Raw genomic sequence first — 25,325 nt, 5'->3', positions numbered from 1 at the left:
AAGGGAGATCCCGCGCGTGGTCGCCGCCCTCGTGATGCTCGTGATCCACCCACGGAGATGCGTTCATGTCTCAGGAACGTCCCCGAACGATACGTCCCGACGAACCCCCCAGCGCGCCGAGCTCGCGGGTGCAAATGAGGCACGCGGTGGGGGAGGGGCACTCGTTGTCCCCGCCCCCGCCTCCGCGGTTTCGTTCGCCGTTCCAACAGGCCACCGACGTGCTGCGCGAGCTGCTCCCCGCCGAGCTCGCGGAGGTGATGCGCTTCGTCGACAAGGTGCGCGCGGCCCGCGGGGCGGTGGCAGATCCGGATCTCGTCTCGCGCGTTCTCGGCGAGATTCTGCGGTTATTTCCGGGCTACCGCGACACGTCCGGCGTGCCCGTGTCGCTCGTGCGCGTGGCGTTTCCAGACGTGCCGAAGGCGCTCCTGGATCGGGCGCTGCTCGCCGCGGAGGAGCGTGGGCTGCTGCGGCTGGTTGCAGCGGGCTTTCCCGCGCCGTTCGTCGAGCCATCGGCGGGCGTTCCGACCGCGCGAGGGCTGCTTTACTTCATTGCGCCTGGGAGGTGAGGCGTGACGCGGCCACTGAAGCCGCTGAGCGAGCTTGCCGCGGTCCAGGCTGCGCTCCGGCGGTTTGGCGTGGACGGTCCGGACGTCGAGGACCTGTGTCAGGACGTGTTCGTCGTGGCCATCCGGCGAGGCGCCACGTCAGGCGGCTGGCTGGTCCAGACGGCGCGCAAGCTCGCGGCGAACCATCGGCGTCTCCATCGTCATTGGCGCGAGGTCATCGACCTGCGCGCAGTGCGGCTCGCTTCAGCCGCCCCCGAGGACGGGCTTGCGCGGGTCCACCTGCGCTGCGCGCTTCGCCGGATCAAGGACGAGGACCGCGAGCTGCTCGTGCGGCACGTGCTCGGCGGCGAGACGCTCGCGGAGCTCGCGGAGGGGCTCGGCGTGTCGAAGAGCGGCGTCCACGGCAGACTGAAGCGCGTGTGCAGGGCGCTGCGCAAGAGCCTGTCACGGGGCTGAAAAGAGAGGGCGCGCCCGGGTTCTCCCGAGCGTCGGTGGTTGTCCGTCGCGATTGCGGCACCAGGTCCTCCGATGTGAGCGGGCGATTGCGGTTGTTGGACGCTGGGCGGGGTCGCGATACCACGAGCCCTCCATGGCAGCCGCGAATGAGAACGCGGAGCACGCCGCACGTACGCGCCCTGGCGCCCACCTTCGAGCGCGTCGAGGTCATCGAGCTGCCTGCATCTGTGCCTCAGCGCGGCCCGCTCGTCGTCCGAGGGCCGGCTGGGATCTTGATCGAGGGGCTCGACCTGGATTCGCTCGTCGAGCTCGTCCGGAGGCTCTCGTGATCGGCTCGACCCGGCAGGTCCGCGTGTACGCGTATCGAAATCCCGCGGATATGCGGAAGTCGTTCAATACCCTGGCGGCGCTCGTCGTCCAGGGTCTCGGTCGCGACATCATGTCCGGCGATATCTTCCTCTTCGTCGGCCGGACGCGAAAGCTCGCCAAGCTGATCTACTGGGACGGGACAGGTCTTTGCCTCTTCTCGAAGCGCCTCGCGAAGGGCAGCTTCGCAGCGCCTTGGGCCCAGCCTGGCGACCGCCCGCTCGTGCTCACCACGAGCGAACTCGCAATTCTGCTCGAGGGGAGCGAGTTCGCGCTGCGCGTGCCCCTCTCGCCGCCGCCCTACGCCCCCACCGAGCGCGTCCTGCGCTGGGGCTGATAACTTTTTTTTCATCCCGTCGGTACATTCCGGGGGTCTGACGACATTATACAGTCGAGGCCCCCGTGAATTTCGAGACCGAGAACGACCCTGAAATCCTCCGGCAGGCAGCCCTGCTCCTGGAGCGCGAGAACCAGCGGCTCGCGAAGCAGATCATCGAGCTGACCCGGGAGCTGCTCGCGCTGAAGGGCGGTGACTCCGAGCAGATGAAGCTGCGCATCGCGGCGCTCGAACAGCAGATCGCCCAGAAGAACCGCCTGCTCTTCGGCGAAAGATCGGAGCGACGCGCGAATGGCGAAGGCGACGCGCCGCCCGAACCGCCCAATCCACCGAAGCCGCCGCAAAAGGGCCACGGCCCGAAGGCGCAGCTCTCACTGCCGATCGAAGAGGTCGTCCACAAGCTGGATGACGCCGACATGACCTGCAAATCGTGCGGCGGCGCGCTCGACGAGTGGGAGGGGCAATTCGAGGAGTCGGAAGAGGTCGACGTCGTGCCTCGCCGCTTCGTGGTGAAGAGGCACAAGCGCCAGAAGTATCGCTGCGGCTGCGGCGGGTGCATCGAGACGGCACCCGGGCCCGAGAAGCTCTTCGAGGGGGCACGTTACTCGATTGAATTCGCCGCCGAGGTGGGTGTGGACAAGTACGGGGACCACGCTCCGCTGGAGCGCCAGGTGCGCAAGATGCGACGCGAGGGCTTGCTCGTGGAATCGCAGACGCTCTGGGATCAGCTCGAGCGTGCCGCGAGGCTGCTCGCGCCGGGATACGAAGCGCTCTTCCAATACGTGCTCAGCCGAGGCGTCATCGGCGCGGACGAGACGCGATGGCCGCTCCTGGGCAAGAATGAGCCTTCGCGCTGGCACGCGTGGTCCGTGGTCGCGCCCGACGCGGCGGCCTATCGAATTCTGGAGGGCCGCTCGAACGAGGACGGGAGGAAGGTGCTCGGTGGTTATAAGGGCGTCGTGATGTGCGACGGCTACGCCGTGTACAAGTCGCTCTCGAAAACGGAGGGTTTCTCGCTCGTGCACTGCTGGGCACACACGAGGCGCGAATTCATCAAGATCGAGACTTCGTACCCCGCGGAGACGAAGCGAGTGCTCGACTTGATCCGCGGCCTGTATGCCATCGAGGCGAAGTGCAGGCCCGGCCCCGAGGGCGATGCCGAGCGGCTCGCGCTGCGACAAGCAGAATCCAAGCCGCTACTGGAGCTCATCCAGCATTGGGCGGAGACGACGCCGGTCGTGCCCAGGAGCAGCCTGGACGATGCAATCCAATACATGGTCGGGCACTGGACAGGACTCACGCGATTTCTTTCGGATCCTCGAATCCCGCTGGACAACAACCATACCGAGAGAGCCGAGCGCGGCGTCGTGGTCGGGCGGAAGAACCACTATGGGTCTCGATCGCGGCGAGGGACCGAGGTTGCCGCGCTCTTTTATTCGTTTGTGGAGAGCGCGAAGCTCTGCCGGCTCGATCCGAAGGCGTACCTGCGCACGGCCATCAGGGCAGCGGTGCGTGGGGAACGAATTCCGCTACCGCACGAGATAGCTGCTCAGGGATAGAACGCGAGTAGACGTCTGCGTCCCTCGGTCGTCCGCGCCGATTCACTGGCGGGAAGAGAGCGGGCGTGTGTCCGAAGAATGTGCCGATCCGACGAACGCTGCCGGGTACGCAGTTGCGTAGACGTCCGCGCGGGACCTGCTTTCCAAGCCGACAGCGCGTGTGCGCGGCGCCTGCCACGGGGCCGGGCCAGCGTCCAGACGGTGGTGGGCGAGGTGATACGATCAGACCAGGAATCCGCTTCGTCGGTGTCAAAATCGTCAATCATTCTACTCATACGTTCTATAAGTAGAATGTGACGGTCAGAGCTACGCCTCTCCGGCCGGCGTCTCCCACCGCCAGATCAGCACTCCGCTCCACCACACCCCGAGGAGGAGACGATCGTCGTCATTCCAGGAGGGGCTCCCAGGCGCGCCGTGAGCCCCCTCGCTCGTTTTCCCTTGTCGCCCAGGCTTTCAACGTGCGATTCCGTATTCCATGCAAGCGCTGACGAGACGCCGCTCGGCCATGCTGGGCGTGCTGGTGTTGGGCTTCGGTGGGGCATGGATGACGGGGGCGTGCGGGTCGAGCGAGCCAAGCGAATCAGGATGTCCCGCTCCAGGCGTTGAGCCACCGGTTGAGCAGCCGACCGACTGCGCGATGCCCGTTGAAGATCCGTGCAAGCGTTACTATCTCCCGCTTCTGGGAAATCCCAGCGACGACATCGAGCTGCAACGGAAGTACAAGACCGCGTTTGGCTCGGCCTGCTACGTAGCCGCGGACGCGAACGCCACCTTCAACTGCTTCTACGAGGAGAAGCAGTTGAAGGTGAAGAAGAACGGGGAGGATGGGAAAGCGTGCGCCGATGCCAAGATGATCGCGGAGATCTTCGGAGCCGCGCCCTACAGCAAAAACTACAAGTGCGTGAAAGACTCCGGGACGGATGACTACTCGCTGCAAGTCGGTCCGGATCCCGCGATCAAGATCTACATCAAACTCGGGGACGCGCCCCTGGAGACCTCGCTCATCGAGATCAACGGCATGCCGACGGAGGTCAACGGCCCCTACCGCAACTTGGTCGAGCCGTCGAATGTCGGACCTGGGAAAGACTTCCACTGCGAGAAAATCGACAACATCGAGCAGCGGGTGCGGATCCTCCAGGTCAACCGCAAGGCGCATGGCGGCAAGATTCACTCCGATCTCGCGGGTTTCACGTACCCTTGTGGTGTGGATGAGAACTGCAAGCCAAAGATCTGCACCGAACCGGACATTCTCAAAGATCCGGAGAGCACGCCTAATCAATATGACCCCAGAGCGCGCCGAGGTGCACCACGTGGTGCGCAGGAAGGACAAGCGCCTATGCCCGTGGGGCACGAACTCGAACAAGAACGCGGCGGTCATCTCGGGCAAGCTCAACAGGCATCTAACGAACAACTACCCGTCGTCGGACGAGGTGAAGCGGAGCAACCAGGTGCCGGCGTACACGCCATGACGCCGCAGGCGCACCGATTTTCCCAGCGCCTTGACGCGGAGACCGACGTGGCGTAGGCGACGCAGATGGTCGCGCGTACCAGTCGTTTCGGACGCCTCGTTTTCGACCGCGATGCCATCGTGCGTGCCGCTCTGCGCGCCTACGTCGAAGTCAGCCTTGCGCATGTGGACCCGCTAGAGCGCCATAGCTTTACCGCCTGCGCCTTCCCGGGCTGGACGGGCGACCTCCAGCGGGGCGCCTTCTACAACGGAAACGGATGCGGAGATTACGACGTCGTGGCGTGGACCGAGGCGGGCATTGTCGGGCTGGCGTACGAGCTCGGGGCCGGTCCGATCGAGCAGCTCGGCCTTTCGATCGACGCGGTAACGGGTGGCCCGGACGATGTGCGTGGGGCCGTTCCAGAGCTTCCTTCTGAGCTGGATGCGGCGTTCGAGATGGCCGTCGGCATGCTTGGAGTGGGACCCGAGCATGGGCAGAGGGATGCGGGCGTCGGCTTCTGGCTGCACGGCGATCGCGTCGCCGGCACGATGTTCGACGACCCGACGGCTTGCGGCGCCAACCGGCTGGCCGCGTGGGGCTTGCTCCGAGGCGATCGCCTGCCGCTGGCGTGTAGTGACGGAGTCAAGTTCCGGGCGGACGAACCGAGCGCCGCACCCATCCACGCGATCGTGGATGCCGTGACAGCCCGCGCCCTCGCTGGCCCCACGGAGCTCACGACCGAGGAGCTTGCGACGCTCGTTCCCAAACCGCCCGACCCGGAGCGACTGCTTTGCGCTCAACAGCGCCTTCAAAAGGTGGGCATCACGTGGCCCGGCTCGCCCGAGATCCCCGAGGAGCCGACATAACGGGCCAACCGAGAGAACTCGTGCTCGACGCCATTCACGATACGCGTTGCCGTGCCGTACGAGCAGCAGCAGGTCGGGAACCGGAACCTACCGCTGCGGTTCTCGACAGCCAGAGCGTCAAGTCGACGGACGTCGGCGGCCCCAGGGGCTTCGACGCGGGAAAAAAAGGTAAAGGGTCGAAAGCGTCATTTTCTGGTCGATGTACCGGGTCTCATTCTCGTTCTCAGGCTGCTCGTTCCCCCTCCGGCGGATCGCTTTCGACCTCCTCCTGAGCGGCAGGCAATCGTACGACGAAGCGGCTCCCTTTCGTTCGCGTGGCATCGAAGAGCACGTCGCCGCCGTGGGCTTGTGCGATTTGGCGGGCGATGGGGAGCCCGAGCCCGGCGCCGGGCATGTCGCCTGCTCGCTCGCGCACGCCTCGATAAAAGGGCTCGAAGACGCGCACGCGTTCGGCTTCGGGGATGCCGGGCCCTTCGTCGCTCACGGCGGCTTCGATTGCGTCGCCGCGGGGCTCGACGACGACTTCGACGCGCCCTCCTTTGGGCGAGTGCCGCACGGCGTTCTCGATGAGGTTCCGGAGGAGCCGCTCCAGGTTCCGGGAATGGCCCAGGACCGTTGCCGGCTCGCCTCGGACGTCGATTTGCGTGTCCCGCTCGCGGGCCTCCCAGGCCACGGCTTCGGCTGCGGCGCGGGCTCGTTCGAGGACGTCGACTGGCTCGGAGGGGTCGCCCACGTCTGCGCCCAGGCGCGCGAGGGCGAGCAGATCGTCGGTCATGAGCTTCAGCCGGCGGGCGGCTTCGAGGGCCTCCTCGATGGCCCGCCGGTAGGTGTCCGCGTCGCGTGGCTTGCGGAGGGCGTGCGACAGCTCGCCGTAGAGTGTCGTCAGCGGTGAGCGCATCTCGTGGGCTGCTTGGGCGATGAACCTGTGCTGCGAGGCGACCAGCACGTCGAGACGCGCGATCATCTCGTTGATGTCCCGGCCGAGCTGGGCGATTTCCGCGTCGCCCGTGCGTGTTGCGACGCGCGCGGACAGATCGCCGGCGGCCACGCGCCGCGCGACGAGCGTGATCGCCTCGTGTTCGCGCGTCAGCCGACGGACGATCCAGGTCGCTAGCAGCGCGGACCAACCGACGGCCACGAAAAACACCGTGAGCATCGCGCGGGCCAGGAAGGACGCGTCTCCATCGAGATCGGCGCGAGGCGCGGCGAGCAGGAGACGCGTGCCTGCGTGGGCCGGGATGGGCACGAGCACGCCGCGCAGGTGCTCTCCGCGGAACCACAGGTCGAAACACTCCATCGAGCCGGGCCCCAGGGTCTCCAGCGGCGGAGGTGAGCCGTGAAAGGTCGGGGTCGCGGCGAGGACACGGCCCTCGGGACCGAAGATCGCGCCGTACTTGGTCAGCGGCCCGACGTCGTTCGCGGCGGGCCCGGGACGGTCGCTGATGGCGAGCTCGTCGCCGCCGAGGGCCGACGCTTCGCGCGCCTCCTCGGTGGCTTCGGCGCGCAGCGCCTCGTCGAGCTGGCGCTGCTGGGATGCGTTGACGGCGATGGAGATGGCCATCAGCGCGCCGCCCAGCGTCCCCATCGTCATCACCGAGACGGCGCCGACGAAGCGCCTCTGGAAGCTCACGGGGCCCTCTCTGCGCGCAGCCGGTAGCCGACGCCGCGCACCGTCTCGATCATCCAGGCATGCTCGCCGAGCTTGTCCCGCAGGCGGCTCACGTGCACCTCGACGATGTTCGTCCCGGGGTCGAACTTCATCTCCCATACGTGCGCGAGCAGCTCCGACTTCGGCGCCACGCGATCGACGCGGAGGGCGAGGTGCAGGAGGAGCGTGTACTCGCGGCCCGTGAGATCCAGCGCGGCGCCGCGGAGGAGCGCGCGGCGGTTCATCCGATCGATCTCCAGGTCCCCGCACGCGAGCTTGGAGAACGCCGACGAGCGTCGCACGAGCGCCCGGATGCGCGCGAGCAGCTCCTCGATCTCGAAGGGCTTGACCAGGTAATCGTCTGCGCCTGTCTCCAGCCCGAGGACACGCTCACGCAGCTCGCCACGCGCGGTGAGCATGAGGATGGGCGTGGCGAGGCCCGCGCGGCGCAGCGTCCGGCAGACGGAGAGGCCGTCGACGTCCGGCAGCATCCAGTCGAGGAGGATGAGATTGTACATCCCTGACTGGGCTTGCTGCGTGGCATCGGCGCCGTTCGCGCAGACGTCGGCCACGTAGCCCTCCTCCGTGAGGACACGGGCGACGAACTTCGCGACCCGCGTGTCGTCCTCGACGATGAGCACCTTCATGCCGCTTGAAGGACTAGCAGAACGGGCCGAACGCGAAACATTACGAATCGTTCATGTGTGCTCGAAGGAACCTCGGGGTAGGGTCCGGCGTGATGCCGACACCTCTCGCCCTCCAGGGAGAACCTCCGCCCGCTCGGTCCTCCCTACCTTCCGACCGGATCTCGGCGAGCGTTCGGATGATGCGCGTGATGTTGGTCTTCCTCTCTTTGCTCATCCACGGATTGTCTTGCAAGCCGTAGCCCCGCCCTCCGTCTCGCCCCGCCCCCGCCCGATCCTCGCAATCGCCGCCACGAGATGCGCCGGGTGGATCGGCTTCGCGACGTACCCTCGAAACCCCGCGCAGAGCGCCTCCCACGCCTGATCCGCTTCCCCCACCTCCAGCACCGCGATCACCGGCAGCGCGTGGCCATCCCGCGCGCGCAATCGTTCCACGAACGCCGCGTTGTCTCTCCCGGGCATCCCCATCTCGCTCACCACCACGTCCGGCGCCGATTCCGCCACGAAGCCCACCGCCTCCTCCGCCGACGCCACCGAGAACACCGTCGCGCCTCGCCGTTGCAGCACGTCCGCGACGAGCTCCTTTGCCTCCGCGTCCGGAAGGGCCAGGAGCACGCGAATCCCCTCCAGGATCCGCCGCTCGTAATTCGTCACGCGCGGCACCTCGGCCGGAACCTCCGCCCCCTCCGGCTCCTTGCGCGACGGGAGCGACACCGTGAACGTCGCTCCCGCCCCTTTGCCCGCGCTCGTCGCGCTCACCGATCCACCGTGCAGCTCCACGAGCTTGCGCACGATCGCGAGGCCGAGCCCGAGCCCGCCGTGCTTGCGCTTCGTCGAGTTATCCTCCTGGCTGAAATACTCGAACACCTGGGGGAGCCGTCCCTGTGCGATTCCTTCGCCCGTGTCCGACACCGTCAGCAAGAATCGTTTGCCGAGGTGCTCGAACCGCACGTCGACACGCCCGCCGGACGGCGTGAACTTGATCGCATTGAAGACGAGCTTCCACGTCACCTGCCACAGCCGATCGGGATCTGCCATCATCACCGCGCCGCGCGATTTCATCTCGCATTCGAAGGTGATCCCTTTCGCGCGTGCGAGCGGGCGCAAGGCGTCGATGGCTTCGTCGATGATCGCCGTCGGGTCGATCGGCGCGAGGTGCAAAAGCAGACGGCCGGTCGCGATGCGCGAGGCGTCGAGGATGTCCTCGACGACCCGGCGCTCCGCCTCGGCGCTCCGCGCGATCGTGGCGAGCCCGCGCGCTGCGATCGGCCCGTCGAGCGTGCCCGTGCGGAGCAGGCTCGACCAGCCGACGATCGCCGTGAGCGGCGTGTTGAGCTCGTGCGAGACCGTGGCGAGGAATTCGTCTTTCATGATTTCGCAGTTCGCGGCCTCGGCCTCCTTTCGCGCCCGGTGCGCCGCTTCCTCGGCGCGCTTTTGCTCGTCGATGTCGGTCGCCGTCAGGATCCATCCCGTCACGCGGCCCTCGTCCCGCTGCGGCACCGCGCGGGCGATGTGCCAGCGATAGGCCCCGTCCGACCGCCGCAGCCGCGCCTGCACCGTCACCCCGAGCCGCCGCCCGAGCGCCTTCCGCCACACCTCGGTCACGTGGCCCCGATCGTCCGGGTGGAGCGCTTCGAGCAGCCCCCGCCCCACGTCCCGCGGGCCGCCGAGCCCTGCGTACCGGGACCAGGCGTCGTTTGCATAATGAAAATGCCCCTTGCCGTTCGTGGTCCACACGCAGATGGGCATCGCCTCGATGACGCCTTGATAGCGCAGCTCGCACCGCCGCTCCATCGCCTCCCGCTCGCGCGCGCGGAGGAGCGCGGCCTGCCGCTTGACGATTTCCTTCTGCCGGAAGAGCTCGACGAGCACCGTCACCTTCGACCGGAGGATGCTCGGCTGGCAAGGCTTCAACACGTAATCGACGGCGCCGGTCTCGTACCCTTCGAGGATGAAGGACATGCTGCGATGAACGGCCGTGATGAAGAGAATCGGGATGTACCGGTGGCGCCGGCTCTGCTTGATGAGCTTGACGGTCTCGATGCCGTTCATGTCCGGCATTTGCACGTCCATGAGCACCAGCGAAACATCCATCGTGAGGAGGTATCGCAGGGCGTCGCGGCCGGACGCTGCTTTCACGATTTCGTAGCCGAGCGGTTCGAGCGCGACCTCGAAGGCGAGCAGGTTCGCGGGCGTGTCGTCCACGATCAGCACCTTGGGCGTCGGGAGGTGGATCTCCGTGCCGTCCTCCTCGTGCCCCCAAGGGCCCGGCCGCCCTGGTCGTCTCTCCCGCATCGCCGTCCTTCCCTGCGTCGCTCGAAAAAAACAGCACTTTATCGTGCACGACGACCGCCTGGGGCGAACTCGGATCGTCCCGGCTTTCCGTGTAGGGAGCCTCCGCCCATCGTACGTCCGGCCCGGACCTTACGTGGGCCAACCATCACCGCTCCCCTGGGTTTGGTGCACTGGATTTCGGTTTTCACTTCCGCGCAGCGATTTCAGGGGATAACAAAACCACCACCATGACGCGCTCCGCCCCCGACCCACGCGATTCGTCCCCGCCTGGCTACCCCCTGGTCGTCGGCGTGGGGGCCTCTGCGGGCGGGCTCGCGGCCGTGCAGGAGTTCTTGCGCGGCATTCCCGAGGGCGCGGGGCTCGTGATCATCGTCCTGCTTCACGTCAAACCGTCCGCCGGCGGTCTGCTCTCCGAGCTTTTGGCCAAGGCCACGACCCTGCCCGTCGTCGAGGCCGAAGACGGCATGACGCTCGAGCCCGATCACGTCTACGCCGTGCCGAGCCGCTCCCTCGTGACCCTGCGCGAGGACCTCCTGCACGTCGTGCCCGCCGAGAGCCCCGCGGAGCGGCACGCGCCGATCGATCACCTCCTCCACGGGCTCGCCCGCGCGTGCGGCGAAACCGCGGTCGCCGTCATCCTCTCGGGCGACGGCAGCGACGGGGCGCTCGGGCTCCGGGCCGTGGGCGAGGGCGGCGGCTTCACGATGGTGCAGGACCCGGCCAGCGCGCGCCACGACAGCATGCCGCAAAGCGCGCTGATGACCGGCGTCGTCGATTGCGTGCTCCCGCCCGACGAGCTCGCGGTCGAGCTCGTGGCCTACGCCGCGCACCGGAAGAAGACCTCGGTCGACGAGGACACGCTCCGGCAGGACATCGCCGACGCGCTGCCCGCGATCTGCGAGATCCTCCTCCAGGGCAGCGGGCACAATTTCAAGCATTACAAGACGAGCACTCTCCTCCGACGCACGCTCCGCCGGCTCCAGGTGCTCCGGATCGACTCGGCCCACGGATACCTGCAGCGGCTCCGGGCCGATCGGGCCGAGGTCGACGAGCTCTTCAAGGACCTCTTGATCGGGGTCACCGCGTTTTTCCGGGATCCGGAGGCGTTCGAGGTCCTCGCCAAGGAGGTCCTCGCCCGGCTCGTCCGGGATCGTTCGCCCGATCAAGCCTTGCGCATCTGGGTCCCCGGCTGCGCGACGGGCGAAGAGGCGTACACGATCGCCATGCTCGTGCGCGAGGCGCAGGGCACCGTGCCCGCCGCGCCCGCGGTCCAGATCTTCGCCACGGACATCGACGAGCAGGCCCTCGCCACGGCGCGGCTCGGCGCGTATCCGCTCGGCATCGTCGATGAGGTGCCGCCCGAGCGGCTGCGGCGCTTTTTCGTCCGCAAAGCGCAGCATTACCACATCACCAAGGAGATCCGGGAGCTCGTCCTCTTTTCGGTCCACAACCTGATCAACGATCCGCCGTTCTCGAAGCTCGATCTGATCTCCTGCCGCAACCTGCTCATCTATCTCGGCCCGCACCTCCAGAAGAAGCTCATCCCGCTCTTCCATTATGCGCTCCGGCCCGGCGGGTATCTCTTCCTCGGGCCTTCGGAGAGCCTCTCGGCGCACCGCGAGCTCTTCCGGCCGATCGACGCGCGCTACCGGATCTCGCAGCGATTGCCGACCGCCGTGCACGTCCCGGGGCTCCTGCCCGGGCGCGACGGGCCGCCGGCCACGGTCCGGCCGCCGAACGTGCCGTCCGCCGGCGAGACCGACATCTACCTGCTCATGCAGCGGATCGTCCTCGACGAGTTCGCGCCGAAATCGGTCGTCGTCGACGAAGAGGGGCAGATCGTCTCGGCCTCGGGGAACCTCGAAAAATACCTGACGATCTCGGCCGGCGCGTTCCAGAACAACCTCGTGCGGCTCGTCCGCGAGGGGCTCTCCGTGGGCCTGCGGGCGTCGCTCGCGCTCGCGACCAAGGAGCGGCGAAAGGTGGTGCACGAGGGGCTCTCGGTGCGGACCCCGAGCGGCACGCAGCGCGTGATGCTCACCGTGCAGCCGATGCCGCAGATGGGCGAGCAGTCGGGCCTGTTCCTCGTGGTCTTCCAGGACGTCGGCCTGCCCGTCACGCGGGAGGAGGCGAAGACGAAGGCCGCCGAGGACGCCGCCGTCCTTCTGGAGCAGCTCGAGCAGGAGCTGACGACGACCCGCGCGGACCTCGAAAAGACGGTCCAGGAGCTCGAGGTCGCCAACGAGGAGCTCAAATCGAGCAACGAGGAGCTGCTCTCGATGAACGAGGAGCTCCAGTCGGCGAACGAGGAGCTCGAGACCTCGAAGGAGGAGGTGCAGCACGCGAACGAGGCCCTCACGCGGGCCCACACCGACCTCGAGAACCTGCTCACGAGCACGCGGATCGCGACGCTCTTCCTCGACGACGACGAGCGCGTCCAGCGCATCACCCCCGCGATCGCGGACATCTACAACGTGACGCCCGGCGACGTGGGGCGGCCGCTCGCGCACTTCACGCACCGCATGAAGGAGATGCCGCCCTTGCCCAGGGCCGAGGAGGTGCGGCGCGCGGAGGGGCCGATCGAGGACGAGATCGAGGCGACGAGCGGCGCGACGTTCCTCCGGCGCGTGCTGCCGTACCGCAACCAGGGCGGCGAGGCCGACGGCGTGGTCGTGACGTTCACCGACGTGACGGCGCGCAACCGGGCCGAGGCGGCCGTGCGCGAGAGCGAGCAGCGGCTGCGGAGGACCATCGACAACATGCTGGGGTTCGTCGCGGTGCTCGACCTCGACGGCACGCTGCAGGAGGTGAACGAGGCCGCGATGAGCGTAGGCGGCGTGTCACGGGAGGAGGTCGTCGGGCGCAAGTTCTGGGAGTGCTGGTGGTGGGCGCACGACGAGGTCGAGGTCGAGCGGCTCAAGGACGCGACGAGGCGCGCCGCGGCCGGCGAGACCCTGCGGTACGACGCCCTCGTGCGGGTCGCGGGGGACGGGCGGATCCACATCGATTTCATGATCGCGCCGATGCGCGACGCCGACGGCCGCGTGACCCACCTCATCCCCTCGGGCGTGGACATCACCGATCGCAAGCGGGCCGAGGAGGCCCTGCGCGAGGCGGACCGGCGCAAGGACGAGTTCCTCGCCACGCTGGCCCACGAGCTCCGCAACCCCCTCGCGCCCATCTTGAACGCGGTGGAGATCCTGAAGCGGCTCGGGCTGCAGGAGCCCCCGCTGCAGAGCGCGCGCGAGATGATCGAGCGGCAGGTGGCGCACATGGTCCGGCTCGTCGACGATCTGCTCGACGTCTCGCGCATCACGCTCGGCAAGGTCCAGCTCCAGAAGCAGCCGATCGACGTGGCGGAGGTGGTGCGGCAGGCGCTCGACACGAGCGGGCCGATCCTCGCGGCCCGGCATCACGATCTGCAGGTGATCCTGCCGCTCTCGACGGTGCGCGTGGACGGTGATCTGACCCGGCTCGGCCAGGTGGTGGGCAACCTGCTCAACAATGCGGCCAAGTACACGGACGAGGGGGGGACGATCCGCCTGGTCGTGGAGCGGGATCCGGGGGATCCGAAATGGCTTCTCATCCGGGTGCGCGACACGGGCCGCGGCATCGATCCGGCGGCGCTCCCGCACCTGTTCGACCTGTTTTACCAGGTGGATCGGAACCTCGATCGGTCGGAGGGCGGGCTCGGCATTGGGCTCTCCCTGGTCCGCACCCTGGTCCACATGCACGGCGGCACCGTGCGGGCCTACAGCGAGGGGCGGGGAACGGGGAGCGAGTTCGTGGTGCGGCTGTTGACCCTGCCCGACGAGCTCCCGGCGGACGTCGTGGAGGGGGCGATCCTGCCCGAGCAGGCGACGCTGGGCGCGCGGGTGCTCGTCGTGGACGACAACGTGGACGCGGCCGAGAGCATGGCGATGCTGCTCGAGTTCGACGGCCACGAGGTGCTGAAGGCGCACGACGGGGTCGCGGCGGTGGAGATCGCCTTGCGCGAGCAGCCGGAGGTGGTGCTGCTCGATATTGGCTTGCCCGGGCAAAACGGGTACGAAGCGTGCCGGGTGATGCGCGAACGAGGGCTCACGGGTACGCTGATCGTGGCGATGACGGGATACGGGCAAGACGAGGATCGGCGGCTCTCGCAGGTGGCGGGCTTCGACGCGCACGAGGTCAAGCCCTTGAACCTCCAGTCCATCCGGCGGCTCGTCGCGCAGCGGTCCGGGCGTCGGTGAATCCATGAGCGTGACCGATTTCGATCGCATCGCGGCGGCGGATTCTACCGATCCGCACCGATCGCTCGGGCCCCATCGCGAGGACGGGCGTCTCGTCGTGCGGGCGTTCCGGCCGGAGGCGCTCGCGATCGTCGTGCGTCCCGACGATCCGCGCTTGATGCCCCGCGCGATGGCGCGCGTGCACCCGGGCGGCATCTTCCAGGCCGTGTTCGAGGGTGTCGAGGGACCGTTCCCGTACCGGCTCGAGGTGCGCTCGTCGCGCGGGACGACCGTCGGGCGGGACGCGTATGCCTTTCCGGCGTCGCTCGTGGAGGGCGCGTTTGATCCGGCCGGGGAGGGGGCCGCGCGCGACTGGCCCCGGCGGCTCGGGGCGCACGTGGGGGAGGTGCTCGGCGTTGCGGGGACGGCGTTCGCCGTGTGGGCGCCTTCGGCGCGTCGGGTGAGCGTCGTCGGGGAGTTCAATCGCTGGGACGGCAAGCGCCACGCGATGCGGCGCACGCAGGCCGGCGTATGGGAGATCTTCGTGCCCGACGTGCGCGCGGGAGCGACGTACAAGTACGAGATCAAGACAGCGAGCGGGCTCGTGTTGATGAAGAGTGATCCCGTGGCGTTCGCGGGGGAGCTCCGGCCGAGCCACGCGTCGAGGGTCACGCAGCGGTCGTTCGTGTTCACCGACGGCGACTGGCTCGCGGCGCGGCGCGAGGCGGATCCGCACGTGCGGCCGATGAGCATTTACGAGGTCCACCTCGGCTCGTGGCGGCGCAAGCCCGCGCCCGGGAAGGCGGACGGGCCCGGGGCGTGGCTCTCGTACCGCGAGCTCGCGGACGAGCTCGTCGAGTACGTGGTTTCGCTCGGCTTCACGCACGTGGAGCTCTTGCCCGTGATGGAGCATCCGTTCGACGGCTCGTGGGGCTACCAGGTGACGGGGTATTTCGCGGCGACCTCGCGCTTCGGTGATCCGGACGATCTGCGCTACTTCATCGACCGCTGCCACGCGCGCGGGCTCGGCGTCTTGCTCGACTGGCCACCCGCGCATTTCCCCAAGGATGCGTTTGCGCTCGGCCGTTTCGACGGCGAGCCGCTCTACGAGCACGCGGACCCGCGGCGAGGCGAGCACCGCGAGTGGCGGACGTTCGTCTTCGATTACGGCAAAAAAGAGGTGCGCAACTTCCTGATCGCGAGCGCGCTCTACTGGCTCGACGAATTCCACGTCGACGGGCTGCGCGTCGACGCGGTCGCCTCGATGCTCTACCTCGATTACGCCGCGATGCTTCCGACCGAGTGGGAGCCGAACGAGTTCGGCGGCCGGGAGAACCTCGACGCCGTGCGGTTCTTGCGCGAGCTCTCGGACGCCGTGCACAAAGATTTCCCGGGGGCGGTGCTCTGCGCGGAGGAGTCGACGACGTGGCCGGGCGTCACGCGCCCGACGTCCGCGGGGGGCCTCGGCTTTGATTTCAAGTGGAACATGGGGTGGATGCACGACACGCTCGATTACTTCGCGCTCGACCCGATCTTCCGCGCCTTCCACCACAGGAAGATCACGTTTGGCCTGATGTACGCGTTCTCGGAGCGGTTCCTCCTTCCGCTCTCGCACGACGAGGTCGTGCATTTGAAGCGCGCGCTGCTCTCGAAGATGCCGGGCGATCGCTGGAAGCAACACGCGAACCTGCGGGCGCTCTACGCGATGATGTGGGCGCACCCGGGGAAAAAGCTCGTCTTCATGGGAGGCGAGTTCGGGCAATGGCGGGAGTGGAACCACGACCGCGCGCTCGACTGGGAGCTCGTCTCCGAGCAGGATCACGCGGGGTTGTCGAAGCTCTTGCGGGATCTGAATGGCGTGTACCGCAAGTACGAGGCGCTCTGGGAGCTCGACGAGAGCCCGGCGGGGTTCACGTGGATCGACGCGAACGACGCGAGCCAGAGCGTGGCCTCGTTCGTGCGATTCCCGCGGCAACCGGACGGCTCGGAGGAGCCCTGCCCGAAGCGGATCGAGAAGGGGATCTTCGTGGTGTTCGTCGGCAATTTCACGCCGTTGCCGCGGTATGGGTATCGGGTCGGGGTGCCGCGGCGGTGCCGGTACCTCGAGGTGCTGAACACGGACGCGCCGGTGTACGGGGGAAGCGGGATGGGGAACCTGGGGAGCGTGGACTGCGAGGACGTGCCTTCGCACGGGTTCGAGCAGTCGATCGTGCTGACGTTGCCGCCGCTTTCAGGGCTGTTTCTGGTGCCGGAGCTCGCGGAGGATCCGGTGGAGGCGGGAGCGGAGGCGGAGGCGGGAGCGGGGGCGGAAGCGGGAGCGGGAGCGGGAGCGGAAGCGGAAGCGGGGGCGGAAGCGGAGGCGGGAGCGGGGTTCAGGGGATCCCGCTCGGGGACGGCGATCGTACCGTCGTGCTCGCGTGACTTCCGTCTCCGTGTCCGCCTCCGGGGCTCGGTTGGCGTCGCTCAGCCCCCGTCGGGCGATGAGCAATCACAGGCGCTGGCGGCGGGAAAGAGCACCCAGCAGGCCCATTCGCCGCTGTCACAGCTACACAGCCACTGGTCGAGTGGCGACGTCGGACCTCCGGGGGCCGGCGGCATCCCGCAACAATCGCGCGTGTGTCCAGCCACGCAGACCTCGTCGCCGATGCAGGCGCCGCACGGAAGTGCGTCCCACGTCTGCACGCCGCACGAGGGCGCTGACTGTGCTCCCGACTTGTAGGCGTCGAACTTCGCAGGCGCCGGTTCCCAGGCATAGCTGCAAGTACCAGCCTCGCCGCCTTGGGCGCCGGTGCCCCCATTGGCTCCTCCGCCCCCGCCTGCGGCACCCCCTATCGACGAGCCCGAGCAGCTCGACGCTATGAACAGCAGCCAAGGGCACAGGATTACGAGCGTTCGTTGGTAAATCCTAGGTCGAAATTGCATGGAACACCTCGCACACTCATCCGATGAGCTTTCTAGCCTTTAGGGTCTCGGATCCGACGGGATGTTGGCGCCCACCATTTCCTCAGGCAGCCGGAACTCGACTCCGTCCAATCCGAAGTGACGCGTATACGAACCACCTCCTTCCGGGTAGCGGTAGTTTACGTCGTAGGAGGCGACCGCTACGAATCCGCCACGCCACGTGTGTGTGCTGTGACGGATGACCACATGCCCCTCCGACTCATCCGTGACGGGCAACTTCGCTCGAAATGCGGCCCTCGCAGAAGGATCTGCGAGGGTGAGCGCCATCTTCTTCGCATCAGCCACTGCCTGCCCGGGGATCTCGGGCCAGAACACCGTCTCGGACACGACAACGTCCTCGGCATTGAATCGCGCCCACGCCACAGAATCGGCAACCGGGATACCATCCACGGCTCGGTTCAGCAAAGAATAGTAAGCGACCAGCTTGAGCTGTGGAGCATCGGGCTTGATCAGATCTTGCACAAGCCCCCCTCGCTCGACCATGGTGTGAACGGAGACGCTACCGATCTGATCCGCAGGGATCCCAGCAGCCACGAAGTACGTTCGAACGCGATCGTTGTGTTCGGACGCCGATATGCTGTACGGGCCTACACTTAGTGCGTGAGCGCCCGAATTTGGAATCGCAAGTACTGCACCGTTTGTACTGTCCGTCGCGAAGACGCCCTCGGATCCAACGACCTTTTGGTAGCCGTTCTCCAATTGTGAGGTCGCAGCCGGGCCGGTCGAAAACAGCGACATCGCGATCATGTGCCTATAGCCGACGAGCGAGCCAGCTCCAGGCGAGCTCACACCCGATCGCTGGATACTCTCGGCAGGAGGCGGCTCGGGCTCATCCGGGGCAGGGCTGCACGCTACAGCCGTCACAAGGCAGAAACCAATGAGTCCTGCAACTCGCATTTCGTACACTCCGGTTCTACGGCAGAATGATGGGCCAGGTAACGCAGTCGTAGTTGCAGAATCCCTTGGTATACCAATAGCTCGTTCCATTGCCGTCGTTCGAGTCGAGCTGCAGTCCGTACCAGCTTTCGGTGTTCATCTTCCACTGCGCCGCCGAGTTCGTGCTGTCCATCGTCACCGCGACGTAAAGGCCGCAGCCGTTAATGCCGCGCCCTCCGCCAATGGTGTAGTCCGAGCAAGCGCTTCCCAGCGTCTGCGGAAGGTTGTTCATCGTCTCCATCCAGGCGTCCGTAACGACACCCGACGCATTTGCGGCCCAGCGGGACGCGAACGTAGACCCCCGAGACGCCACGTTCGCGAGATCGCCGTTCACGGGCATGACGGTGGCAACGATGTGCAGTCCGGCGAACAGAGGTCCAAGTTGGTACCATTCGAACTGTGGTAGAACCGCGCAACTGATATCGAGAACGGCAAGATTGATCCCGCCATTCGTGCCAGCTCCAGCCCAAGATCCCGCACTCGAACTCTCGCCCCACTTTACAAATGTGTTGCTATAGTTGACCGAGTGATTGTAATGGTCGCCGGTGCTGCAGGTGTAGAGGGACCGGTTGACGTTGTAGTGGCAAAGGCCTTGCGCTGGAGCACCGGGGAAGCCTGGAGCGCTCTTGCAGTTTCCGGGAAGGCTTTGTCCGGGCATGGGGCTCGTGCACTGCGCGCTCGAAGTGCATGTAACGTTGGTTGCGCCCGCGTTAGGGTTGCATACACCGTGCCCCGTGAAATAGGAGATGGCATCGCCGGCCCGATCAAAGTAGAGGTCATCGTGGTCCAGGCTGTCGCCACTGCGCTGTGGATCTACGAAATCGCCATCGTACACCCCGTTGTCGACGTAGCGCAGCCCGGCCGTCCAAAATCCACTGCCTGTCACCAGACCATTTCGAAAGCCATCGCCATTTGCAATACTGTTGGCGAGGGATGGCCCTGGGCACCCCGGTTGGCTGTAGTCGTTGACGCTCTCAATGGTGACGCCCGTCCCCGCGGTGGCATGCGACGGACAGAAAAGTGCGACGATGCCGAACGCGCCGATGGCGAACGCACACCCGTGATAGCGTTGCTTGCTGAGTAAGCTCATGCACTCATCCTCATCGTGACAACGGAGCGCCCGCCTTCCGCATCGCGTGCCGGGGAACGAGTGCTCCGAGTAGCTATGCCTCCACACTATCCGGGCCTACTTCTTCAGCGCAAGACATTTCTTGTCTGTCCTGGTTGGATGAAGGTCGTTCCATGCGGAGTTCAAGGCGAGGACGAGCTGCGGAGGACAGCGTCCGTCGAGTTCGTGCATCCTGAAGAACCCGCCGTTCGTTAAGAAGAGCAGGGAGCGAAAGCGGAAGCGGCAAGCGCCTCCGCCCGCTCCTTCTTCAACCTGGCCTCGTTCACGTTCCCGGCGCCTTCTTCCGCGGCCCGGTGGCCATGAAGTCCACCACCGTCTGCAGCTCGGCGGCCAGGTCGGGCATTCGTTCCCCCATGGACGACAGCACGTCGTAGTAGGCGAGGAATGCCTCCCACGCCTCCGACCCTGCTTGCATCCCGGTGTCCTCGGCGAGCTGCAATGCCACGCGGAGTGTACTGCCTCTCTCGAAACAAGAGGGCCCCACGACATTGCTACGTACCCCTGCGCCCTCCGGAGCTCGAAGCCCCTGCCAGAGGCACTCCGTCTGCCCATCGCCCGCGCATTCGCGGAACCGCCGCGCCCATTCCCTGGTGGACGAGTCGGTCCGCCTTCGCCCACCCGACGCGGAAGCGGCAGCGGAAGCGGCGCCGTAGCGTTCGCGCCGCGCGCACGCCTTCCCCGCGAGCGGCGTTTTTTCACGGCAAGGGTGCGGCAGCGGTTCAGCCCGCGCCCGACATCTCGCGGTACTGCGCGACCGTGAAGCGCGCCCAGGCGCCACGCGCGTCGCGCAGGTGCACGGCCACGGGTTCGAGGGCGTCGAGCGCGCGAGGATGCAGCTTGCACTGCACACCGCGCGAGCTGCGGCGATCCACGGCGAAATCGGGCGGCGTGTCTTCTTCCGCGGGCTCGGCCCGGGCCACGGTCTTTGGCTGCGCCGGCGCGTCACGACCGCCTTGCAAGGCGCGCGTCGTCCGCAGCTCCAGCACCGCCGCCGGCCCGCCCGAGCCCGCGCGCCCGGCGTCGAGCGCGGTCGACGTAGGGAACACCGAGCCCGTCCGCCCGTTCACGCCGGCCCCGATCCCCGAGCGCAGAAGGACGTTGAGCCCGGTATAACTCGTCGCGTGATAGAGCGCAGAGCCGGACGCCAGTGTCACCGCGCCGGTTTTCTCGGGCGCTGCCAGCCGTTGCGCGACGCCAGAGCCGTTCGTCCGAGCCACCGTGGCCGGATGGGGCGACCGCTCCTTGCGCGCGCCGCCGGGCGTGGACGCTTTTCGTTGCACCGTGGCCGGGTGCGGCGGTCGCTCCTTGCGCGCGCCGCCGGGCGTGGACGCTTTTCGTTGCACCGTGGCCGGGTGCGGCGGCCTGCTCGGCCGCTTTCCGGGCTGCGCCTTCGTCGTCTTCCGCTGCACCGTCGCCGGATGCGGCGCCCGTTGCTTTTTCCCCTCGCCCTCGCCGTTCGCCATCGCCGCCTCCTCTGCGTCGTACCCTCGGAAAACGTTACCGCAGCTTCTCGTACACGTCGCGTGGTCCGCGCACGGATCCGCTCACCGGCGTCTTCACCTCGGCCGCGCGGAGCACGTCGAGCGCGAAGGCCGAGCATTGCTTCGATTGCAGGTTGAACCGGTGTCGCCCCGACTGATACTCGGCGACCTTCGCCATCGCCGCCTGGGCCTGCGCCGCGTCGATGGGATACTCCTTGAGACGCACCCCGGGCTTCTCGAAGGCCGTCTTGTCGTCGTGCACCATGCCGGGGACACCCGACATGAGCTTGCCGAGGTCCCGGTGTGGATCATAAGAGCCGTAATTCTGGGGGGAAAAACCCCAGGCGTGCCGCTCTCCCGTCGGTTCTTCGAGCGCGACGAAGCTATGGCCGGCGAGAGGCTCCGGGAGGCTCGCGTTCTCGTGCATGTACGTCCCGAAGATGAGCCGGTATCCCGCGCCCTTCGCCTGCGCCGCCCGCATTTGCAGCGGCCCGACGTTTTGCGCCGGTGGCCCGAAGGCGGGCAATGGGCGCGCATGCGCGGCCATTTTCGGTTGCCCCGTGGCCACCGCCCGGCCCATCCGATCCGCCTCCGCCTCCAGCTCGAAATCCTGCACCACCGCGATCCCGTCGCCCAGCGGGTTCGCCACCCGCCCCTCGCGCTGCTGCACCACGTGCGTCAGCTCGTGCCCGAGGAGCTCCTGCCCTCGCGAGGTGTGTGGCTCGTAAAACCCGGGCGCGAAATGGATGTCGGTGCCCAGCGTGAACGCGATCGCCCCGATCGACGCCGCCTCGCCCCCCACGTGGACCCGCACGTCGGCGAAGTCCGCTTCGAAAAAGTCCTCCATTTTTCGCAGGACCGACGGCGGGAGCGGCTGCCCATCACGGGCCGGTTTGTTTTCGAGGAAGCCCGCCGGCGGCTGGAAGGCGTGTACGCCCGAGGGCTGCGCCGGTCCGAAGGCAGCGGGTTCGTCCGCGGCACGCCTTTGCAACGGGGCGCCGCGCGTCGCGGCGTGCGGCGGACGTTCCACGGGCCCAGAGGCCGCGTTTTTTCGTTGCGCCACCGTGGCCGGGTGCGGGGGCAGGGAGGTCGTGCTGCGCTGGACGGCCTTGGCCGCGTGCGGCGGTTTCGTCGCGTGCGGCCGGAAGAAGGCCTGCGCCAGCATCGACGTCGGGATACGATTGGAGGGATAACACGCCTGGATGACGCGTTGTTTCGGGCTCATGGCGATCGCGTCCGAGCTGCGCGGGGGCCGGGGCCATGCCCAGGACCCTCCGGGGCTAGATAGGATTGAGCGTACCACCGCACGCGGCGAACCAGCAAAGGCGCGGCATGTTCCGTGCGGCTTCCCCAGGTCACCGTGCTCGCGGCCAGCAGGAGGAGGAGCAGCGCGGGCACGCCCACGAGCGCGGGGCGAAACCGCCGAACCAGCGCCCGCCGCGCCTCCATGCGCCGCGCCATTTCCACGCGCCGCGCCTCCTCGCGCTTTGCGCGCGCCTCCGCGAGCGCCTCTTCCCCGAGCGTCCGGTCGACGAGATACACGAGCCCCGCCGCCGCGCTCCGGTGTCCGAGGGGATCCTCCACGTTCGCGGCCACCGAAAACCAGAGATCGTGTCCGGGCCATCGCGCCCGCATGAAGTCCGCGATGTCCGTCGCGAGGGCGGACACGTCGGCGTCCACCGCCGCCGCCTCCGCGCGCCGCGCCTCGATGTTCGCGGGGTTCGTGAAGGCCCCCCGATCGGCCGGCAGCATGCGACCATACCGCGCGAAAAGCCGATCCCGCGCCGCCGCGTCCTCGTCGTCCGTGCTCCCGAGCGCGACGAGATCGGCGAAATTGATCTGCACGGCAATGGGCACGTCGCGCGCATCCTTGCCCCTTCGTCCCGCGAATTGCTCCACGAACGCCATCACGGCGTCGATCCGCGCGCGTACCTCCTCGACCTGCGCGGCCGCGGGCTCGGCCATCGTTTCACCGGCCGGGAACAGGTCGCCATAAACAGGCACGAGCGAAGGGTGCACGTGCCCCGGGACCAAACCTTTTCGTCGTGGTGGCACGGGCGGAGCCACGCAAAGGACGATGCCTCCGATGCGACCGACCCGCGGCTCCAGTGCATCCCGCAGCGCTCCGGCCTCGTCCCGCGCCGCGTCCACGATCGCTCCCGGCACGTCGATCACCCGCACCGCGCGCTCGCCGATTTCGATCCGATGCTCCGTCACCGCCGCCGTCGGCGCCGGATGGGCCCCCGTTTCCACGCGCGGGGGCCCGATCCCCTCGGCCGTCACGGGCGCCATGCGGGCGTACTGGCTCCACCGCATCCGCGTCCGGGTTTTTCCGGACCGACGCCAGCCGAGCAGCAGGATCGCCGGCTCGCGCTCCCGATCCGGCGCGGGGCTCCCGCTCATGCGCGCCCCTCGGCGGTTCGCGGTCCGAGGGCGCGGAGGACGAACCCCGTCACGCGCGCCCGCTCGCCCTTGCCGATCCACTCCACCGCGGGCAACCCCTCGATTTCGTCGGGTCGAATCCGGTTCGTCAGGAAATGCAAACGCTGGTTCGACGAGCCCCGCAAGGGCAGCCGCGCCGCGAGGTCGGCCTCGTATCGGCCGTCGATCAGCAGATCGACCTCGGCGAGCAGCGCCCGGGCGTGAGGTCGCACGCCTCCTTCGAGCTCTTCCCGGGAAAAACCTGAAAATGCGATGACGTCCGCGCCCTCGGCCCGAAGCACGCGGCAGAGCGCCGCGAAGCCTTTCGCTTGCTCGAAAGGCTCGCCGCCGCTCAACGTCACTCCGCGTAAGCCTTGAAAGGAGCGCACCCAGGACGTCGCCGCGTGGGCCGTGCAAACCCGCCGCGGCGCCGGGGCCCACGTTTGCGGGTTGTGACAACCCCGGCACCGGAGCGAGCAGCCCTGCGCCCAGAGGACCGCGCGCGCGCCGGGGCCGTTGGCGTGGGACGGCGCGACGGCGTCCGCGAGGTTGAGCAGGAGGTCCGTCACGACGACCCCGACCTCCCCCTCGCCGCCGCGTTTTGCAGGACAACCTCCGCGCCGCCTGCCCCGTCGCCGCCCGTGGGCCACAACGCGCGCCCGTCCTCGCCGTAGAGCTCCGCCTCGACGCCTTGCGCTCGCAGCGCCCCGAGCACGTCCGCATAACCGCCGTGCACACACGCCGGGCCGTCCCACTCCGTGGGCCCGCACATTTCGATCGCGTCGAGCTCCGGGAGCGCGGCCCACGACACGAGGTGCTCGGCAATCCGCGCGAAGACGCCGTGATCGTCGGAGAGCTCGGTGACGAACGCGCCTTCGCGTGCCTCGAATCGAACCTCCGAGGCCCGGAGCCCCGCCGCGACGCCGCCCTCGCAGAGCGACACGACCCGCGCCCGTGCCCGCGCCGCGAGCAGCGCGTCGAGCTCGCCGAGCAGGGCCCCGACATGCACCGGGCCTTCTTGCACCCTTCGTCCTGCCAAACCTCGGAGATCGGCCGCGAGCCCGGGGCGAAACGCTTCGAGCTGCCGCTGCCACGCAGGCGCCTCCAGCACGGCGAGCGCCCGCGCGAGCGCCTCCTGCCGGGCTGCAAGGGCCTCTTCCAGCGTGCGCGGCGAGACCCGCGCCACGAGCGCATCCACGGCCCCGATCCGCGCCCCGTCCGGCTGGCGCGTGAATGCGACGAGCACGGCGCGTGCCTGCTCCGCCTCGCGATCGAGCGTGATGCCGAGCGCCACGCACGCCGACAGGAGCCCGAGCGCCCGCTCGACGCGCCCGAGACACGCCTCCACGGGCGCCGTTCTCGGCGAAAGGGCAGGCGGCAAAGCCTTCGAGGCCGCGAGCTTCGGGGCCTCCTCACGCGCCTGTTTCGCTCGTTCGGCCGCGGCCCGCCGCAGGGCTTCTTCGTCCCTCTTGCTCGGCCGAATGCGCAGCGACTTCACCCCGCTCATGGCCTAACCCCCTTGCCAATCGATCTGGGCCTCGATGCGCTTCAGGGCCCCGTCCTCGCCGCTGTCGTCGACGGGCGGGGAAGGGGGCGCCTCGGCGGGGCGGGGCAGGGGGCGTGGCCGCTTCGGGGGCACGGGTGGACGCTGGCACGTGTACTCGAAGATCGGTGCCTGTCCGAAGCGCAGATCGTGCCGGTGCGTGACGAGCCAGCTTTCGAGCTTGCGCAAAAGGCCCGTGCGATCGTCCGGGTCGAGCCGCGGCCCGGCGGTCTCGATCTCCCATTGCGTGAAGAGGGATTCGGCGAGCGCCGAGAAGCTCTGCCGGCGGTCCAGCGTGAGCTCGCAGAGCGCGGTCCTTCCCTCGTCGCGCGGGGTTCGAATGCGAATCGTGACCAGCATCGGGCCTTCCGGGCGGGGTTCCCCCTCCGGCGGGACGAGGGTACCAGGCGTCACGAGGGCAGGGCCAAATCGCTGGCGAAGGCGCACCTCGGCGATGC

At 67.9% G+C, this 25,325-nt stretch carries 21 protein-coding genes and 1 pseudogene; 10 read left to right on the top strand and 12 right to left on the bottom strand.

The genetic code is table 11. The features are described 5' to 3' along the window. The first annotated feature begins 146 nt into the window (after positions 1–146). From POL67_RS32315 to POL67_RS32280, 8 genes and pseudogenes are all read left to right on the top strand, one after another. Positions 147–566 carry a hypothetical protein gene (locus POL67_RS32315; protein ID WP_271924198.1) on the top strand — a complete coding sequence of 140 codons (420 nt, stop codon included), beginning with the start codon at positions 147–149 and terminating at the stop codon, positions 564–566. A 3-nt stretch (positions 567–569) separates the two neighbouring features. Further along, positions 570–1,022: an RNA polymerase sigma factor gene (locus tag POL67_RS32310; protein WP_271924196.1), complete on the top strand. Its 453-nt coding sequence runs from the start codon at positions 570–572 to the stop codon at positions 1,020–1,022. Positions 1,023–1,168: 146 nt separating this feature from the next. Then, complete coding sequence (locus POL67_RS32305) at positions 1,169–1,351, top strand: hypothetical protein (RefSeq protein ID WP_271924194.1); 183 nt, start codon at positions 1,169–1,171, stop codon at positions 1,349–1,351. Continuing rightward, the gene (gene tnpB / locus POL67_RS32300) at positions 1,348–1,725 is read left to right on the top strand and encodes an IS66 family insertion sequence element accessory protein TnpB (RefSeq protein WP_271924192.1); all 378 of its coding nucleotides are present in this window, start codon (positions 1,348–1,350) and stop codon (positions 1,723–1,725) included. Before POL67_RS32305 ends, tnpB begins: the two co-directional genes overlap by 4 nt. 65 nt (positions 1,726–1,790) lie before the next feature. Beyond that, positions 1,791–3,284, top strand: coding sequence for an IS66 family transposase (gene tnpC / locus POL67_RS32295; RefSeq protein WP_271924190.1), 1,494 nt, complete (start codon positions 1,791–1,793; stop codon positions 3,282–3,284). Positions 3,285–3,759: 475 nt separating this feature from the next. Continuing rightward, on the top strand, positions 3,760–4,809 hold the full coding sequence (locus POL67_RS32290) for a hypothetical protein (protein ID WP_271924188.1): 1,050 nt from the start codon (positions 3,760–3,762) through the stop codon (positions 4,807–4,809). Between the two features lie 9 nt (positions 4,810–4,818). Next, a complete protein-coding gene (locus POL67_RS32285) occupies positions 4,819–5,598 on the top strand; it encodes a hypothetical protein (RefSeq protein WP_271924186.1) in 780 nt (259 codons plus the stop codon). A gap of 53 nt (positions 5,599–5,651) precedes the next feature. Continuing rightward, a pseudogene (locus POL67_RS32280) lies at positions 5,652–5,817 on the top strand (IS5/IS1182 family transposase); the annotation flags it as partial. A 4-nt stretch (positions 5,818–5,821) separates the two neighbouring features. Here POL67_RS32280 and POL67_RS32275 read toward each other — a convergent pair. From POL67_RS32275 to POL67_RS32265, 3 genes are all read right to left on the bottom strand, one after another. Beyond that, on the bottom strand, positions 5,822–7,228 hold the full coding sequence (locus POL67_RS32275; RefSeq protein WP_271924184.1) for a sensor histidine kinase: 1,407 nt from the start codon (positions 7,226–7,228) through the stop codon (positions 5,822–5,824). Beyond that, a complete protein-coding gene (locus POL67_RS32270) occupies positions 7,225–7,893 on the bottom strand; it encodes a response regulator transcription factor (RefSeq protein WP_271924182.1) in 669 nt (222 codons plus the stop codon). Before POL67_RS32270 ends, POL67_RS32275 begins: the two co-directional genes overlap by 4 nt. Positions 7,894–8,103: 210 nt before the next feature. Beyond that, positions 8,104–10,185: a response regulator gene (locus POL67_RS32265; protein ID WP_271924180.1), complete on the bottom strand. Its 2,082-nt coding sequence runs from the start codon at positions 10,183–10,185 to the stop codon at positions 8,104–8,106. 227 nt (positions 10,186–10,412) lie between these two features. Between POL67_RS32265 and POL67_RS32260 the strand changes: the two genes are divergently transcribed. Together POL67_RS32260 and glgB are read left to right on the top strand one after the other, a co-directional pair. Then, positions 10,413–14,417 carry a CheR family methyltransferase gene (locus POL67_RS32260; protein WP_271924178.1) on the top strand — a complete coding sequence of 1,335 codons (4,005 nt, stop codon included), beginning with the start codon at positions 10,413–10,415 and terminating at the stop codon, positions 14,415–14,417. A gap of 4 nt (positions 14,418–14,421) precedes the next feature. After that, positions 14,422–17,115, top strand: coding sequence for a 1,4-alpha-glucan branching protein GlgB (gene glgB, locus POL67_RS32255; protein WP_271924176.1), 2,694 nt, complete (start codon positions 14,422–14,424; stop codon positions 17,113–17,115). A 242-nt stretch (positions 17,116–17,357) separates the two neighbouring features. Here the strand turns inward: glgB and POL67_RS32250 are convergent, their stop codons facing one another. The 9 genes from POL67_RS32250 to POL67_RS32210 all read right to left on the bottom strand — a co-directional run bounded on the left by POL67_RS32250 (position 17,358) and on the right by POL67_RS32210 (position 25,227). Beyond that, positions 17,358–18,104, bottom strand: coding sequence for a hypothetical protein (locus tag POL67_RS32250; protein WP_271924174.1), 747 nt, complete (start codon positions 18,102–18,104; stop codon positions 17,358–17,360). A 166-nt stretch (positions 18,105–18,270) separates the two neighbouring features. Continuing rightward, positions 18,271–19,383, bottom strand: coding sequence for a hypothetical protein (locus POL67_RS32245; RefSeq protein WP_271924172.1), 1,113 nt, complete (start codon positions 19,381–19,383; stop codon positions 18,271–18,273). Between the two features lie 301 nt (positions 19,384–19,684). Next, the gene (locus tag POL67_RS32240; RefSeq protein WP_271924170.1) at positions 19,685–19,837 is read right to left on the bottom strand and encodes a hypothetical protein; all 153 of its coding nucleotides are present in this window, start codon (positions 19,835–19,837) and stop codon (positions 19,685–19,687) included. 304 nt (positions 19,838–20,141) lie between these two features. After that, positions 20,142–20,885, bottom strand: a complete 744-nt coding sequence (locus POL67_RS32235; protein ID WP_271924168.1) for a hypothetical protein — start codon at positions 20,883–20,885, stop codon at positions 20,142–20,144. 34 nt (positions 20,886–20,919) lie between these two features. Further along, positions 20,920–22,128, bottom strand: a complete 1,209-nt coding sequence (locus tag POL67_RS32230; protein WP_271924166.1) for an eCIS core domain-containing protein — start codon at positions 22,126–22,128, stop codon at positions 20,920–20,922. Next, positions 22,125–23,306 (bottom strand): hypothetical protein, encoded by a 1,182-nt coding sequence (locus POL67_RS32225; RefSeq protein WP_271924164.1) that lies wholly within the window; start codon positions 23,304–23,306, stop codon positions 22,125–22,127. The genes POL67_RS32230 and POL67_RS32225 overlap by 4 nt, the downstream gene beginning before the upstream one ends. Next, positions 23,303–23,893: a 4Fe-4S single cluster domain-containing protein gene (locus POL67_RS32220; protein ID WP_271924162.1), complete on the bottom strand. Its 591-nt coding sequence runs from the start codon at positions 23,891–23,893 to the stop codon at positions 23,303–23,305. The genes POL67_RS32225 and POL67_RS32220 overlap by 4 nt, the downstream gene beginning before the upstream one ends. After that, positions 23,890–24,831: a hypothetical protein gene (locus tag POL67_RS32215; protein ID WP_271924160.1), complete on the bottom strand. Its 942-nt coding sequence runs from the start codon at positions 24,829–24,831 to the stop codon at positions 23,890–23,892. Before POL67_RS32215 ends, POL67_RS32220 begins: the two co-directional genes overlap by 4 nt. A gap of 3 nt (positions 24,832–24,834) precedes the next feature. After that, entirely contained in the window at positions 24,835–25,227 is a 393-nt protein-coding gene (locus POL67_RS32210) for a hypothetical protein (RefSeq protein ID WP_271924158.1), read from the bottom strand. Positions 25,228–25,325: the final 98 nt, after the last annotated feature.

This window comes from Polyangium mundeleinium, from assembly GCF_028369105.1.
Lineage (GTDB): Bacteria > Myxococcota_A > Polyangia > Polyangiales > Polyangiaceae > Polyangium > Polyangium mundeleinium.
This window is presented reverse-complemented; position numbering and strand designations above follow the sequence as displayed.

Excerpts from the sequence above, each read along its gene's own strand:
- POL67_RS32305 (WP_271924194.1), top strand. The coding sequence starts at position 1,169 with ATGAGAACGCGGAGCACGCCGCACGTACGCGCCCTGGCGCCCACCTTC.
- POL67_RS32270 (WP_271924182.1), bottom strand. The coding sequence starts at position 7,893 with ATGAAGGTGCTCATCGTCGAGGACGACACGCGGGTCGCGAAGTTCGTC.
- POL67_RS32225 (WP_271924164.1), bottom strand. The coding sequence starts at position 23,306 with ATGAGCGGGAGCCCCGCGCCGGATCGGGAGCGCGAGCCGGCGATCCTG.
- POL67_RS32245 (WP_271924172.1), bottom strand. The coding sequence starts at position 19,383 with ATGAGCTTACTCAGCAAGCAACGCTATCACGGGTGTGCGTTCGCCATC.
- POL67_RS32265 (WP_271924180.1), bottom strand. The coding sequence starts at position 10,185 with ATGCGGGAGAGACGACCAGGGCGGCCGGGCCCTTGGGGGCACGAGGAG.
- POL67_RS32285 (WP_271924186.1), top strand. The coding sequence starts at position 4,819 with ATGGTCGCGCGTACCAGTCGTTTCGGACGCCTCGTTTTCGACCGCGAT.
- glgB (WP_271924176.1), top strand. The coding sequence starts at position 14,422 with ATGAGCGTGACCGATTTCGATCGCATCGCGGCGGCGGATTCTACCGAT.
- POL67_RS32290 (WP_271924188.1), top strand. The coding sequence starts at position 3,760 with ATGCAAGCGCTGACGAGACGCCGCTCGGCCATGCTGGGCGTGCTGGTG.
- POL67_RS32260 (WP_271924178.1), top strand. The coding sequence starts at position 10,413 with ATGACGCGCTCCGCCCCCGACCCACGCGATTCGTCCCCGCCTGGCTAC.
- POL67_RS32240 (WP_271924170.1), bottom strand. The coding sequence starts at position 19,837 with ATGCAAGCAGGGTCGGAGGCGTGGGAGGCATTCCTCGCCTACTACGAC.
- POL67_RS32250 (WP_271924174.1), bottom strand. The coding sequence starts at position 18,104 with ATGATCGCGATGTCGCTGTTTTCGACCGGCCCGGCTGCGACCTCACAA.
- POL67_RS32215 (WP_271924160.1), bottom strand. The coding sequence starts at position 24,831 with ATGAGCGGGGTGAAGTCGCTGCGCATTCGGCCGAGCAAGAGGGACGAA.
- POL67_RS32230 (WP_271924166.1), bottom strand. The coding sequence starts at position 22,128 with ATGAGCCCGAAACAACGCGTCATCCAGGCGTGTTATCCCTCCAATCGT.
- POL67_RS32235 (WP_271924168.1), bottom strand. The coding sequence starts at position 20,885 with ATGGCGAACGGCGAGGGCGAGGGGAAAAAGCAACGGGCGCCGCATCCG.
- POL67_RS32210 (WP_271924158.1), bottom strand. The coding sequence starts at position 25,227 with ATGCTGGTCACGATTCGCATTCGAACCCCGCGCGACGAGGGAAGGACC.